This window comes from Lacrimispora sp. BS-2, from assembly GCF_040207125.1.
Lineage (GTDB): Bacteria > Bacillota > Clostridia > Lachnospirales > Lachnospiraceae > Lacrimispora.
The window spans coordinates 251,793-266,270 of sequence record NZ_CP157940.1; the positions used below are offsets into that span (position 1 = coordinate 251,793).

Here is a 14,478-nt window from a genome sequence, read left to right on the forward strand (position 1 = left end):
CAAAGGATGGGTTCTTATGTTCAGACGTTGGTTGAGCGGTCCAGAAAAGCACAGGAGATACTGGCTACTTATGACCAGGCTAAAACAGATGAGATTGTAAAGATGTTCGCAAAAGTGGTTTTCGACCATGCAGAGCCTTTGGCAAAACTGGCTGTGGAGGAAAGCCGCATGGGAGTTTATGAAGACAAGATTATGAAAAACAAGGGGAAATCCAGGATTATCTGGAATGCGATGAAAGGCAGGAAATCTGTTGGGATCATCGGAAAAAACGAAGAGGCAGGAATCATTGAGTTGGCAAAGCCAATGGGCATCATTGCGGCAGCCACTCCCTGTACGAATCCGGTGGTCACGCCCATGTGCAATGCCATGTTTGCTGTTAAATGCCAAAATACCATTATCATTGCTCCTCATCCCAGAGGCAGGAAATGCGCGGCAGCGGTAGCGGACCTGTATTATAAGGAATTAGACCGTATGGGCGTGCCGAGAGATATCTTTCTTGTTATGGAGGAGCCCAGTGTAGAACTGACCACAGAACTTATGGCAGCCTGTGACGCAGTGATAGCCACCGGCGGTATGGCAATGGTGAAGTCTGCTTATTCCAGCGGAAAGCCCAGCTATGGCGTTGGTCCGGGCAATGTACAGGGATTGATTGATGAAGGAATCGATTACAAAGCAGCAGCAGGCCGCATGATTGCCAGCCGTATCTTTGACAATGGAATCATCTGCTCCGGCACTCAGAGCATTATCGCCCCTGAGAAGGATTATGATAAGATCATGAAGGAGTTTGAAGACCAGGGCGCATATTTTATTGACGATCCGGCCGTAACTTCCAAGCTGGCGGAAGTGGTGTTCCCGGGCGGAAACATCAGTAAGCATGTGGTGGGCCAGTCGGTGCAGGCCATTGCAGGGCTGGCAGGGATTTCCATACCTGAGGACAGGAAGGTGATTGTTGTCAAACCGGAAAAATATGGAGCAGGAGTTGTGTGGAGCAAGGAGAAAATGTGTCCCATAATGGCTGCTTACAGCTACAAAACCTGGGAGGAAGCCGTAGACATTGCTTATGAGAACCTGTTGGTAGAAGGGGAAGGTCATTCTGCTGATATTCAGTCGGATAATCGGGAGCACGTCGAATATGCAGGTGTGAAGCTTCCTGTAAGCCGGGTAATGGTGAACCAGACCAGTTCCAGCATGGCAGGCGGGGCTTTTGCCAATTCCTTAAATCCTACCACCACTTTAGGCTGCGGAAGCTGGGGCAATAACGCCATCAGTGAAAACCTGTTTTATACCCATCTGATGAATAAGAGCAGGATCGTTCTGATTAAGAAGAACTGGAAACAGCCGTCGGATGAAGAGATTTTTTCATAGGGAGAGCGGACATGACAGAATTAATATTAAATACACAGATCTCTTACTACGATACCTGCGCTGAATTCGCAAAAGAATTTAAACTAGGAAGAGGCGATCTGGTATTGACCAATGAATACATATACAATCCCTGTTTTGGAAATCTGGGGCTGGAAGTGGAGACGATTTTCCAGGAAGAGTACGGCAGCGGAGAACCTACGGACATTATGGTGGACCAGATCCTGGAAGCAGCAGAGAGAATGGATTGCCAGAGGATCATTGCCATAGGAGGCGGTACGGTCATCGACATAGCCAAAGTTCTGGCTGTTTCGACAGGAGAATCTCTGGATTCCCTGTATGAGGCGCCGGCTTCTGCGAAAAAGAGAAGGAAGCTGGTGATTCTTCCCACTACCTGCGGTACGGGCAGTGAGGTGACCAATATTTCCATTATCAACAGGACCAGGCTGGGAACGAAAATGGGCCTTGTATCTCCCGCTATGTATGCGGATGATGCGGTGCTGGTTCCGGAGCTTTTAAACGGACTTCCCTTTGGCGTATTTGCAGCCAGTTCCATTGACGCTCTGGTCCACGCTGTGGAATCCAGCTTATCTCCCAAGGCTACACCTTATACCAAGCTGTTCGGATACAAGGCCATTGAAATGATCATTAAGGGGTATCAGAAAATAGCGGCTGAGGGAAGGGAAGAATTAAAACCCCTTATGAAAGATTTCCTTATTGCCAGTAATTATGCGGGGATTGCTTTTGGGACCGCCGGATGTGCGGCAGTCCATGCCACCAGCTATCCTCTTGGAGGCAGCTATCACGTGGCTCATGGGGAAAGCAATTATGCCATGTTTACCGGAGTGTTAAAAAACTATATGGAAATACGCAGAGACGGGGAAATAGCAGTCTTAAACCAGCGTCTTTCCAGACTTTTGGGCTGTGGGGAAGAAGAGGTCTATGACAAGCTGGATGAACTTCTGGGAACGGTCCTTCCTAAGAAGTCCCTCCATGAATACGGCGTAAAGCCGGAGGAGCTTCCGGTGTTTGCAAAGAGCGTTATGGAGCGTCAGGGGAGGCTTATGGCCAACAATTTTGTACCCCTGGACGAAGAGAGGGTTTTAAAAATCTACAGGGAACTATATTGATTTTGAATTAAAAAGGGGGAAATAGCAATGGCATTGATGACAGGGGAAGAGTATGTAGAAAGCATACGCAAAATGAAACTGAATGTTTATATGTTCGGAGAGAAAATTGAAAATCCGGTTGATAACCCGATTTTACGGCCATCTCTTAATTCGGTAAAGGCGACCTATGATTTGGCGCAGATGCCGGAACATGAGGATCTGATGACTGTGACCTTGGAGGATGGCCGGAAGATCAACCGTTTTGCCAATATTCACAGGAATACGGATGATTTAATAAAAAAAGTAAAGATGCAGAGGCTCTGCGGCCAGAAGACAGCAGCCTGTTTTCAGCGGTGTGTGGGAATGGATGCATTTAATGCAGTATGGTCCACCACCTATGAGATTGATAAGGAGTACTCCACCCATTACCATGAGAATTTTAAGAATTACCTCCGCATGGTACAGGACAATGATTATACGGTGGATGGCGCAATGACCGACCCAAAGGGCGACAGAAGCCTGGCCCCTCATGCTCAGCCTGATCTGGATATGTATCTCCGGGTGGTGGAGCGGCGTGAGGATGGGATCGTAGTCAGAGGGGCAAAGGCCCACCAGACGGGTATTATCAATTCCCAGGAAGTAATTGTCATGCCTACCGTAGCCATGGGACCGGACGATAAGGATTTTGCCGTATCGTTTGCTGTGCCGACGGACGCAGAAGGAATTACCATGATAATCGGAAGGCAGTCCTGCGATACCAGAAAGCTGGAAGGCTCTTCCATGGATGTGGGGAACAGTGAATTCGGAGGCGTGGAAGCCCTGGTTGTGTTTGACGATGTGTTTGTACCCAATGACAGGATTTTCTTAAATGGGGAGCATGAGTTTGCCGGTATGCTGGTGGAACGCTTTGCAGGCTATCACAGGCAGTCCTATGGCGGCTGCAAGGTGGGCGTGGGAGATGTTCTGATCGGAGCCGCTGCCCTGGCTGCGGATTATAACGGAGTGCCGAAAGTCTCCCACATTAAGGATAAACTGATTGAAATGGTCCATTTAAATGAAACTCTCTATTGCTGCGGAATTGCCTGTTCTGCGGAAGGCAGTCCTACGGAGTCAGGAAACTATCTGATCGATCTTTTGCTTGCCAACGTATGCAAGCAGAATGTTACCAGATACCCCTATGAGATCGCGCGGCTGGCGGAAGACATTGCAGGGGGCATTATGGTGACCGCGCCTTCTGAAAAGGATTTAAGAAGCCCGGTGGTCGGCCCGATGGTGGAGAAATACTTAAAGGGAGTAGATGGAGTTTCTACAGAAAACCGCCTAAAGGTTCTGCGCCTGATCGAGAATCTGACCCTTGGAACAGCAGCAGTGGGTTACCGGACAGAATCCATGCATGGAGCCGGTTCTCCACAGGCACAGAGGATCATGATTTCCCGCCAGGGTAACATTGGAAAGAAGAAACAGCTTGCAAAAGAGATTGCAAAGATCCGGGATTAAGACGGGGTTTAAATGGATTTAACAGGGAGGATTGGGAGGATGAATTGGAAAGAACTGTATTTGTCAAAGCTTAAGACTGCGGAAGAGGCAGTGAAGATCATTAAGTCCGGAGACCGGGTGGTAATCGGCCATGCGGTGGGAGAGCCGGTGAAACTGGTAGATGCCATGGTGGACTATGCTGTAAAAATGGATTTGAGAGATATTGAGATCAACCAGCAGATCGATATGGGGCATTCACTTTATGCCCGGCCGGGAATGGAAAAACATTTCAGGCAGAACAGCTTTTTTCTGGGAGCCAATACCAGAGACTGTGTCAACAGCGGCCGGGGAGATTTTACGCCCTGTTTCTTTTACCAGATACCGGAATTGTTCCGCTCTTCTTTAAAGCCGGATGTGCTTCTGGCAACCTTTTCCCTGCCGGATGAGCACGGGTACTGCAGCTTTGGTGTAGCCTGTGATTATACCAAGCCGGCCGCGGAGATTGAGAGTGTAAAGGTGATTGGGGTATTAAACTCCACCATGCCAAGGACTCACGGAGACTGCTTTATACATATCAGTGACATTGACGTGATCGTGGAAGACGATACGCCGGTAACGCAGCTGCCCATTCCTGAGAGCGGTGACGTGGAACTGGCTATAGGAGAGCATATTGCCTCTTTAATAAAGGATGGGGACTGCTTACAGCTTGGAATCGGGGCTATACCTGATGCTGTTTTAAAATTCCTGGGAGGCAAGAAAAATCTGGGGATCCATTCGGAAATGCTGTCCGACGGCATTGTGGATTTATATGAGAAAGGCGTTGTTAATTGCAGTGCCAAGAACTTTAATCAGGATAAGATGGTGGTGTCCTTCCTTATGGGAACCAGGCGTTTGTACGATTTTGCAGATGACAACCCCTGCATTTACATGGCTCCCGTGGATTATGTCAATAATCCCGCAATCATAGGACGCAATGATAACATGGTATCCATCAATTCATCTCTGGAAGTGAATTTAATGGGTGAGGCCTGTTCGGAAGCTATGGGCTTAAAGCAGTTTTCCGGAATCGGCGGGCAGGTGGACTTTATCCGGGGAGCTGCGTTCTCAAAGGGCGGGCGTTCCATCCTTGCCTTTTCCTCCACTGCGAAAAAGGGTACCATTTCAAGGATCGTCCCATTTTTGACTCAAGGGGCAACTGTGACCACGTGCAGAAATGACGTGGACTATATTGTGACGGAATATGGGATCGCTAAGATGAAGGGCCGTACCTTAAGAGACAGGGCCCGTCAGTTGATCCGGATCGCTGCTCCCCAGTTCAGGGAGGGGCTTGCGCAGGAGTTTGAAAAACGTTTTTCTGAAAAATACCTGGAGGTGTAGGAATATGGACTGGAGAGAAATATATGCCTCAAAGCTGAAAACGCCGGAAGAGGCTGTGAAGGAGATCCATTCCGGAGATACGGTGCTGATTGCACATGCGGCTTCGGAGCCCGGAGTTCTTGTGGAGGCTATGGTGGATTATGCGGTAGAACAGGATTTGAGGAACATACGCATTGTCCAGCAGCATGATTTAGGGCCATGTAAGTATTTAGGGCCTGGAATGGAGCGGCATTTCAGCTTTAACAACCTGTTTGTAGGCCCTGCCAGCAGAAACCACATTGCAGCGGGAAAAGGGGATTATACGCCCTGCTTCTTTTATCAGATACCGGACTATGTGGTAAATGTGGAGCCTGCGGATGTTTTTTTAGTCACTTTGTCTCTGCCGGATGAGCATGGCTATTGCAGCTATGGCATTTCCTGTGATTTTGCAAAGGAAGCAGGACAAAACCCAAGGACCAGGGTGATCGGGTCTGTGAATCCCAATATGCCAAGGGTAATGGGAGACAATTTTATCCATGTCAGCAGGCTGGCTGCCATAGTGGAAAGTGATGAGCCGGTTCTTGAACATGGAAATTCCAAGATAGGCGAGACAGAGGCTGCCATTGGCTGTCATATTGCTTCCCTTGTACGGGACGGGGACTGCCTCCAGCTTGGAATCGGCGCCATACCGGATGCGGTTTTAAGGTGTCTGGACGATAAAAAGGATCTGGGAATCCATTCGGAGATGGTATCCGACGGAGTGGTGGATTTGTATGAAAAGGGAGTCATTACAGGAAAAAGGAAGAACATTGACAAAGGGAAAATGGTGGTTACCTTTATGCTTGGCACAAGAAGGCTCTATGACTTTGTAGATGACAATCCGGCCGTGTCCTTAATGCCTGTCAGCTATGTAAACGATCCTTTTGTCATAAGCCAGAATGACAACGTGGTGTCCATAAATTCCGCGCTTCAGGTGGACTTGATGGGGCAGGTGTGTGCAGAGGCCATTGGATTAAAGCAATATTCCGCAGTGGGAGGACAGGTGGATTTTGTGAGAGGTGCAGCCGCATCTAAGGGCGGGCGATCCATAATTGCATTCCCTTCTACTACAAAGGGGGGAAGCGTATCAAAAGTCGTTCCTTTCCTGTTGGAGGGAGCAGCCGTGACCACCAGCAGAAATGATGTGGATTATATTGTGACAGAATATGGAATCGCCCGTATGAAGGGAAAGACATTAAGGGAACGGGCCAGAGCACTGGTAAAGATTGCCCACCCAAACTTTCAGGAGGGGCTTAAAGAAGAGTTTGAAAAACGTTTTTCAGAACCGTTTTGCGACGGAAAAGCCTTGTAATATCTTTGAATCTATGGTATGTAAGAAATGCCGGGTCCTAAAGAAATGCCCGGTTTCCGGTCCGGAGGAATATAATCCGGACCGGGACTGTAACATTTGTCTTTAAGAAGGAAGCCCCAGCAGTTTCCTTGCCGCATCCAGTAATTCCTGGCTTGTTTCCTCTACCAGGACAACGTCTGCGACAGAGGGAAATGCGGCTTTGATCTCAGCTGCGATCAGCTCTTCGCTGGTGCGGCTGGCAGCGGGACATCCGGAGCATTTGCCGGTCAACCGGACTTTTAAAATGTCATTTTCAAAGCTCAGTACCGTGACGTTGCCTTCGTGCTTCGCCAAAGCCGGGCGTACCTTCTTATCGAGGATCATTTCAATTTGCTCTCTTGTTGCTTTCATGGCGAACCTCCTTTTGAAATAGTTTAACAGCAGGAAGGAGTTTTTGTCAATCCGGCGACTGATACGAATATCTGATGAATACAGATAGGAAAAAACAATAAAAGAAAAGAGGGAAAGGGTATGTCGGCTAATTTTGAACATTACAAGGTTTTTTATTATGTGGCAAAGTATAAGAACTTCACAAGGGCGGCCAACGCTCTTTTAACCAGTCAGCCATCAGTGACCTGCTATATACAGAACTTGGAAAACGTGCTGGGCTGCAAGCTGTTTATACGGTCGAAAAAGGGCGTTGTTTTGACTAGTCAGGGAGAACTGCTTTACAGCTATGTGGAACCTGCCTGCAGGCAGCTGATGCTAGGAGAGGAAGCCTTAAAGGAGAGCCTGGGAAGACATAGTGAGCAGATTAACGTGGGAGCCACTCAGATGGCCATGCATTCCTATCTGCTTACAGGACTTCATGAGTTTCAGGAACAATTTCCCCAGGTCAGGTTAAACATTTTTACCTATAACACGCCCCAGACTTTAAGCGAACTGAAGGCAGGAAAAATTGACTTGGGAATTATTACAACACCGTTTTACTGCGATGAGAACATAAAGGCAGTTAAAGTAAAGACCTTCCGCAGCCTGCTGGCGGGAGGAAAGAAGTATAAGGAATACGGCGGAAAACCCAGTTTCCTTTCGGAACTTTCGTCACTTCCGCTGATAACCATGTCAGGCGGCACAACTACCTTTGCCTTTTTTCAGGAATTTTACCATTCCTGCGGCCTGGTCATGCAGCCGGCCATTGAAGTGGCGGGAATTGACTTAGTTCTTCCGGTAATCATGAAAAACTTAGGAATTGGATTTGTTCCCGAAGAGCTGGCCCAGCCGGCCCTTGAAAAGGGAGAGATCGTAGAAATCAAGCTGCATGAACAGATACCGGAGCGGAGCATCTGCATTGTCAGCGACAGCCGCCGGCCCTTAAGCTCGGCTGCAAAGCAGCTTCAGCTGATGCTGGAAGACAATGTTGAGATGACACAATATCCACGAAAGCAATGAGCAGTGGGAAATGCAGCAGAAAAAGATTTTCGTTGTGCTCGCACATAAGAAAATCTTTTCCTGCTACATTTCATAGGGCGACTGCCCGTGAGCTGGTAAAACCGCAGGTTTTACCAGCTGCACTGCGGACTTATCATCTAAGAAAAGGAGCGTAAGCATGGATTTCAATTTATCGAAAAAACACCTTCTCGCCAGGACCCTGTTTCAGCATTTTGCTGAAAGTGAGGTAAAGCCCCTAGCTCAGGAGACCGACGAGACGGAAAAGTTTCCGAAATCAACCGTTGAAAAGATGGCAGAATACGGATTCCTGGGGATTCCGGTCCCCAGAGAATACGGCGGCCAGGGATGTGATCCCCTTACATACGTTATGTGCGTGGAGGAGCTTGCCAAGGTGTGTGCGACCACTGCCGTCATTGTATCTGCCCACACGTCTCTTTGCATTGATCCCATACTTACCTATGGGACGGAAGCACAGAAGCAAAAATACATCCCTGACCTGGCTTCCGGAAAGAAGCTTGGCGCCTTTGGACTGACAGAGTCCGGGGCAGGAACCGACGCCCAGGGACAGCAGACAAAGGCAGTGCTACATGAGGACCATTGGGTGTTAAATGGCTCCAAATGCTTTATCACCAATGGAAAAGAAGCGGATGTCTACGTGATCATTGCCGTGACCGGCACCGTGGAAAAGCGGGGAAAAAAGATGAAGGAAATCTCCGCCTTTCTTGTGGAAAAGGGGACTCCGGGCTTTTCTTTCGGGACAAAGGAAAAGAAAATGGGGATCAGGGGTTCATCTACCTATGAACTGATTTTCACGGACTGCCACATCCCTAAGGAAAACCTGCTTGGAAGCCTTGGAAAGGGATTTCAGATCGCCATGCATACCTTAGACGGCGGCAGGATCGGCATTGCTGCCCAGGCCCTGGGAATTGCGGAAGGAGCATTTGACTCCACGGTGAAATATGTTATGGAAAGAAAGCAGTTTGGCCGCAGCATAGGCCAGTTCCAGAATACCCAGTTCCAGATAGCAGATATGGCTGCCAGGATCGAAGCTGCAAAGCTGCTGGTCTACAAGGCTGCCATGGCAAAAGCAGCGCAAAAGAACTACAGCGTGGAAGCCGCCATGGCAAAGTTATATGCGGCGGAGGCTGCCATGGATGTGACCACAAAAGCAGTCCAGCTTCATGGTGGCTACGGATATACCAGGGAATATGAAGTGGAGCGCATGATGCGGGATGCCAAAATCACGGAGATATATGAAGGAACCTCGGAGGTGCAGCGCATGGTCATATCCGGGAATATTTTAAAATAAGGAGGACTTGTTGTGAAAATTGTAGTATGTATCAAACAGGTACCTGATACAAAGAACGGGGTAAAATTCAAGCCGGACGGCACTCTGGACCGGGGGTCCATGGCAAGTGTCATGAACCCGGACGACAAAGCAGGACTGGAAGCTGCCCTGCGCATAAAGGACCAGCATGGCGGGGAAGTGACTGCCATCACCATGGGACTTCCCAAAGCGGATGAGGTCTTGCGGGAGGCTCTGGCCATGGGGGCAGATAAGGGAATCTTAATAACCGACCGGGTGCTGGGAGGAGCCGATACCTGGGCTACTTCCTCCACATTGGCAGGCGCCATCAGAAACCTGGAATACGATCTGATTATTACAGGCCGTCAGGCCATTGACGGAGATACGGCGCAGGTGGGGCCACAGATTTCTGAACATTTAGGCATTCCGGTTATTTCCTATGCCCAGAATATCCGGGTAGAGGGAGACTGTGTGGTCGTGGAGCGCCAGTTTGAGGACCGGTATCACGTTTTAAAGGCAAAGCTTCCCTGCCTGATCACAGCGCTTTCCGAGCTGAACGAGCCACGTTACATGACTCCGGGCGGTATCTTTGATGCGTATGATGCGGATATCACGGTATGGGGAAGAGACGATTTAAAAGACGTAGCTGACACGGACATTGGATTAAAAGGTTCTCCCACCCAGATAGCAAAGGCTTCCGACAAGGTGAAAAAGGGAACGGGAGAGATGATAAGTGGAAGTCCTGGAGAATCTGCGGCGTTTATTGTGGAAAAGTTAAAGGAAAGACATGTTATTTAGCGGAATAGATGGGAGGCGGCTATATGAATCTGGAAGAATACAAAGGGATCTGCGTTTTTGCGCAGCAGACAGATAACCGGTTAAACAGCATTGCTTTTGAATTGCTTGGAAAAGGAAAGGAACTTGCAAAAGATTTAGATACAGATGTCACCGCAGTGCTCATTGGCTCCGGTGTTATGGGATTGGCGGATGAGCTTGCCGCATATGGTGCCGACAGGGTGATAGTCGTAGACGGTCCGGAATTAAAGGAGTACAGGGCAGAGCCTTATACCCATGCACTTGCTTCGGCAATCAGAAAATACAAGCCGGAAATTGTTCTCATAGGAGCAACTGCTGTGGGAAGAGAGTTAGGGCCTAAGGTGTCGGCCAGAATTGCAACAGGACTGACTGCGGATTGTACAAAGCTGGAAATCGGGAATTTTCCGTTAAATCCGGTTTCAGGAAAAGAACAGAAAGCAAATCAGCTTCTGATGACACGCCCTGCTTTCGGCGGCAATACCATAGCTACCATTGCCTGCCCCAATCATCGTCCCCAGATGGCCACGGTCCGTCCGGGAGTGATGCGCGCCGAAGAGAAAGTTCCGGGCAGAAAGGCAGTCATTGAGGAATTTGATCCTGGCTTTCTTCAAAAAAAGAATGATACGGAAATTCTTGAGATTGTGAAAGCCGTAAATGAAACAGCAGATATTATGGACGCCAAAATACTGGTGTCAGGGGGACGAGGCATAGGCTGTCCGGAAAACTTCCACCTTCTGGAAGAGTTTGCAAGGGCAGTAGGCGGAGAGGTAAGCTGCTCAAGGGCGGTTGTGGACGCAGGATGGAAGCCAAAGGACTTACAGGTGGGCCAGACCGGAAAGACCGTTCGTCCCAATGTGTATTTTGCCGTTGGAATTTCCGGGGCAATCCAGCATGTGGCAGGTATGGAAGAGTCTGATTTGATCATTGCCATCAATAAGGATGAAAGCGCACCCATTTTTGAGGTCGCAGATTACGGTATTACCGGAGACTGGAAGAAAATTGTGCCGGAACTGATCAGGCAGCTTCAGGCAGTGAGAGCCGGAATGTAAGAATCTCATCTTAAGCCGGATTGGTATTGAAATAGCAGATATGGTATGTTATAATAATTATATATCGTCCAGAGAGAAAGAGAGCGCACAGGACAACTTAACAGTTGTCTTTTAGTGCGCTTTTTTTGTGGGAAGATTAAGGGAACTTATTTGATGCCATTATTTTACAGGAGGGGTTGGGGAATATGTATCAAACAATCATCATTGAAGATGACCCTATCGTTGCTTCTATTAACCGTCATTATGTAGAGCTAAACAAAGACATGGAAGTATGCGGTTGTTTTTCCAATGGGCGGGATGCTCTTAATTATTTAGAGGAGCATTCCGTAGATTTGGCCATTACGGCACTGTATATGCCGAAAATGGATGGTATGGAGCTTTTACGGGAAATCCGGAGACAGGAGAAGGATCTGGATTTCATAGTAGTAAGTTCCGCCAATGATGTAAAGCATGTGAAGAAGTTTCTTTCGCTTGGAATTATCGATTATTTGATAAAGCCATTTGAATATAACAGGTTTAATCATGCTTTGGAGAAATTCACGAAAAGTCAGGAGTTGCTGAAACCGCGCAATTTCTCCCAGTCCCAGTTAGATAAACTGTTTCATGTTTCTTCTCTGCCACAGGCAGAAGAAAACAGTAAGGGAATCCAGGAAGCTACTTTGTATAACATATTGGATTATATGAAGATAAACCAGTTAAATCCAATGACAAGCGAGAAAATCGCCAAAGAGGTCCAGTTATCTAGTGTAACGGTCAGAAGGTACATGAACTATCTGCTGGAAAAACAAAGGGTTATCAGTGACATTGATTATAATACAGGAGGAAGGCCCGGTGTTGTTTACCGTTACATAGAACAAGAGGATCGCCTGGCAGAGTGAGAAAAGTGCCGGAAACACTATGGAAGTGTTCCGGCCTTTTTTCTTTCTGGTCACTTTTGCAGGTATGTAAAGAAAAAATTATACCCAGGGAATTGCGCTGTAGAGAAGTACTGCAGCAAGGCCGCCGATCACGGGGCCGAATAACACGATGGGAGCATATTTCCAGTTAGAACTGCCTTTATCCTTGATGGGAAGAACTGCGTGAGCAAGGCGGGGGCCTAAGTCTCTGGCAGGGTTGATCGCGTATCCTGTTAAGCCTCCAAGGGACATACCGATGGAAACGATGATTCCAAACACAAGAATGTTATTAACTCCTGCAGGAACAGCTCCTGCCTGTCCGATGCCTTTAATAGCAAATACCAGAACGAATGTCCCGACAATTTCGCTTAAAAGGTTGCGGCCGGTGTTTGGAATCGCAGGTGAAGTACAGAAAACGCCTCTTTTTGTGGCCTGGCATTCCGTTGCGTCAAGCTGATCCTTAAACAATAAGTAAACCAGGACGGCGCCGGTAAATGCTCCTGCAAATTGTGCGATCACATATCCCGGGACAAGGTCCCATGGAAGGCTTCCGTCTGCTGCCATGGCTATGGTAACAGCCGGATTAAAATGGGCTCCGGAAGCTGCGCCGAAGATGAAAGCAGGAATCATAACCGCGAACCCCCATGCAAAGGAGACTTGAATGGAACCTCCACCCTTCATACCTGACTTATCCAGGTTAACATTGGCGACCACGCCATCTCCAAGCAAAATCAAAATCATAGTTCCTAAAAATTCTGCTAAATACACTAACATACTTTTTCCTCCCTGAATCTATTATTTAATTTTCAATCTTCTTTTGCCCAATCAAAGGAATATTTCACAGCCCTGTTCCAGCCGCTGATCCTCTTAGTTCTTTCTTCCCCGCTGATAGCAGGTTCAAAGGTCCTGTCAATGGCCCAGTTCTTTATAACCTCTTCCTTGTTTGCCCAATATCCCACTGCCAGGCCTGCCAGATAAGCGGCGCCCATAGCAGTAGTCTCTACACATTGCGGACGGTTTACGGGGGCGTTTATGATATCTGCCTGTGTCTGCATGAGGTAATTGTTGGCACTGGCTCCTCCGTCAACCTTTAAGGCGGCCAGTTCGATTCCGGAATCAGACCTCATTGCCTGCAGTACATCATTTACCTGATAGGCCAGAGAATCCAGGGTGGCACGGATGATATGACATTTATTCACGCCCCGGGTAATTCCAACTACAGTGCCTCTTGCGTACTGATCCCAGTGGGGAGCTCCCAGTCCTGTAAATGCAGGAACTACGTAACAGCCGTTGGTATCCTTTACCTTGCGGGCCATATATTCGGAATCCTGAGCGGAATCAATGAATTTCATTTCATCCCGAAGCCACTGAACGGCGGCTCCTGCTACGAAGATGGAGCCCTCCAGGGCATAATTCACTTTTCCATCTAATCCCCAGGCAATGGTAGTTACCAGACCGTTGCTGGAAAATACAGGTTTTTCTCCGGTATTCATCAGTAAGAAGCAGCCGGTTCCATATGTATTTTTAGCTTCACCGGCGGTAAAGCAGGTCTGCCCGAAAAGTGCTGCCTGCTGGTCACCTGCCGCGCCGCTGACCGGAATAGGACCGCCAAAGTACTGAGGGTCAGATTCTCCATATATGCAGCTTGAAGGCTTTGCCTCGGGAAGCAGGGACTTTGGAATGTTAAGTTCTGAAAGAATGTCATCGTCCCACTCTAAGGTATTGATATTAAACATCATGGTCCGGGAAGCGTTAGAGTAATCGGTTACGTGAACCCGTCCCTTTGTCAGCTTCCAAATCAGCCATGTTTCTACGGTTCCGAATAAGAGTTCCCCTCTTTCGGCTCTTTCTCTTGCGCCTTCTACATTGTCCAGGATCCATTTTAACTTGGTTCCGGAAAAATAAGCGTCAATGACCAGTCCGGTTTTAGAGCGGAAGGTGTCGACCAATCCTTTTTCCTTTAGGGAATCACAGTATTCAGAAGTTCTGCGGCATTGCCATACGATTGCGTGATAGACGGGATCGCCTGTTGCCTTATCCCATACTATAGTAGTTTCTCTCTGGTTGGTGATTCCGATGGCAGAAATGTCTTCTGCAGACGCACCGATTTTGGACATGGCTTCCACTGCAACCCCCAATTGCGTGGACCAGATCTCATTTGCATCGTGCTCAACCCAGCCTGGTTTTGGAAAATACTGGGTAAATTCCTTTTGAGCAACGCTGCAGATTTCCCCTTTTTCATTGAACAGAATACACCGATTACTTGTAGTGCCCGCATCCAATGCCATTACATACTTTGCCATAAAAAAATTCTCCTTTGCTTTGTTAT

Annotated in this window: 13 protein-coding genes; 10 read left to right on the forward strand and 3 right to left on the reverse strand. The window is 48.1% G+C overall.

From position 1 onward, the window contains the following. The first annotated feature begins 6 nt into the window (after positions 1-6). Genes ABFV83_RS01260 through ABFV83_RS01280 form a run of 5 tightly spaced genes read left to right on the forward strand, consistent with a single transcriptional unit; the run spans position 7 to position 6,654 of the window. Positions 7-1,365: an aldehyde dehydrogenase family protein gene (locus ABFV83_RS01260; RefSeq protein WP_349947112.1), complete on the forward strand. Its 1,359-nt coding sequence runs from the start codon at positions 7-9 to the stop codon at positions 1,363-1,365. An 11-nt stretch (positions 1,366-1,376) separates the two neighbouring features. Then, positions 1,377-2,492: a 4-hydroxybutyrate dehydrogenase gene (locus ABFV83_RS01265; protein WP_349947114.1), complete on the forward strand. Its 1,116-nt coding sequence runs from the start codon at positions 1,377-1,379 to the stop codon at positions 2,490-2,492. Positions 2,493-2,519: 27 nt separating this feature from the next. Continuing rightward, entirely contained in the window at positions 2,520-3,968 is a 1,449-nt protein-coding gene (locus tag ABFV83_RS01270) for a 4-hydroxyphenylacetate 3-hydroxylase family protein (RefSeq protein ID WP_349947116.1), read from the forward strand. Between the two features lie 39 nt (positions 3,969-4,007). Beyond that, on the forward strand, positions 4,008-5,324 hold the full coding sequence (locus tag ABFV83_RS01275) for an acetyl-CoA hydrolase/transferase C-terminal domain-containing protein (protein ID WP_349947118.1): 1,317 nt from the start codon (positions 4,008-4,010) through the stop codon (positions 5,322-5,324). 4 nt (positions 5,325-5,328) lie between these two features. Then, entirely contained in the window at positions 5,329-6,654 is a 1,326-nt protein-coding gene (locus ABFV83_RS01280; protein WP_349947120.1) for an acetyl-CoA hydrolase/transferase C-terminal domain-containing protein, read from the forward strand. A gap of 102 nt (positions 6,655-6,756) precedes the next feature. Here ABFV83_RS01280 and ABFV83_RS01285 read toward each other — a convergent pair whose 3' ends face one another. Then, complete coding sequence (locus tag ABFV83_RS01285) at positions 6,757-7,044, reverse strand: NifU family protein (RefSeq protein ID WP_349947122.1); 288 nt, start codon at positions 7,042-7,044, stop codon at positions 6,757-6,759. 120 nt (positions 7,045-7,164) lie between these two features. On the opposite strand from ABFV83_RS01285, the gene ABFV83_RS01290 reads away from it, so the two are divergent. The 5 genes from ABFV83_RS01290 (at position 7,165) to ABFV83_RS01310 (ending at position 12,131) form a co-directional block, all read left to right on the forward strand. Beyond that, positions 7,165-8,082: a LysR family transcriptional regulator gene (locus ABFV83_RS01290; protein WP_349947124.1), complete on the forward strand. Its 918-nt coding sequence runs from the start codon at positions 7,165-7,167 to the stop codon at positions 8,080-8,082. 157 nt (positions 8,083-8,239) lie between these two features. After that, the gene (locus ABFV83_RS01295) at positions 8,240-9,391 is read left to right on the forward strand and encodes an acyl-CoA dehydrogenase (protein ID WP_349947126.1); all 1,152 of its coding nucleotides are present in this window, start codon (positions 8,240-8,242) and stop codon (positions 9,389-9,391) included. A gap of 12 nt (positions 9,392-9,403) precedes the next feature. Further along, positions 9,404-10,186, forward strand: coding sequence for an electron transfer flavoprotein subunit beta/FixA family protein (locus tag ABFV83_RS01300; RefSeq protein ID WP_349947128.1), 783 nt, complete (start codon positions 9,404-9,406; stop codon positions 10,184-10,186). 23 nt (positions 10,187-10,209) lie between these two features. After that, the gene (locus ABFV83_RS01305) at positions 10,210-11,253 is read left to right on the forward strand and encodes an electron transfer flavoprotein subunit alpha/FixB family protein (RefSeq protein ID WP_349947130.1); all 1,044 of its coding nucleotides are present in this window, start codon (positions 10,210-10,212) and stop codon (positions 11,251-11,253) included. Between the two features lie 185 nt (positions 11,254-11,438). After that, positions 11,439-12,131 carry a response regulator gene (locus tag ABFV83_RS01310; protein ID WP_349947132.1) on the forward strand — a complete coding sequence of 231 codons (693 nt, stop codon included), beginning with the start codon at positions 11,439-11,441 and terminating at the stop codon, positions 12,129-12,131. 78 nt (positions 12,132-12,209) lie between these two features. Here ABFV83_RS01310 and ABFV83_RS01315 read toward each other — a convergent pair whose 3' ends face one another. Both ABFV83_RS01315 and glpK read right to left on the reverse strand, forming a co-directional pair. Then, positions 12,210-12,923, reverse strand: coding sequence for an MIP/aquaporin family protein (locus ABFV83_RS01315; RefSeq protein ID WP_349947134.1), 714 nt, complete (start codon positions 12,921-12,923; stop codon positions 12,210-12,212). 32 nt (positions 12,924-12,955) lie between these two features. Beyond that, positions 12,956-14,452, reverse strand: coding sequence for a glycerol kinase GlpK (glpK, locus tag ABFV83_RS01320; protein WP_349947136.1), 1,497 nt, complete (start codon positions 14,450-14,452; stop codon positions 12,956-12,958). Between the last annotated feature and the right edge of the window lie 26 nt (positions 14,453-14,478).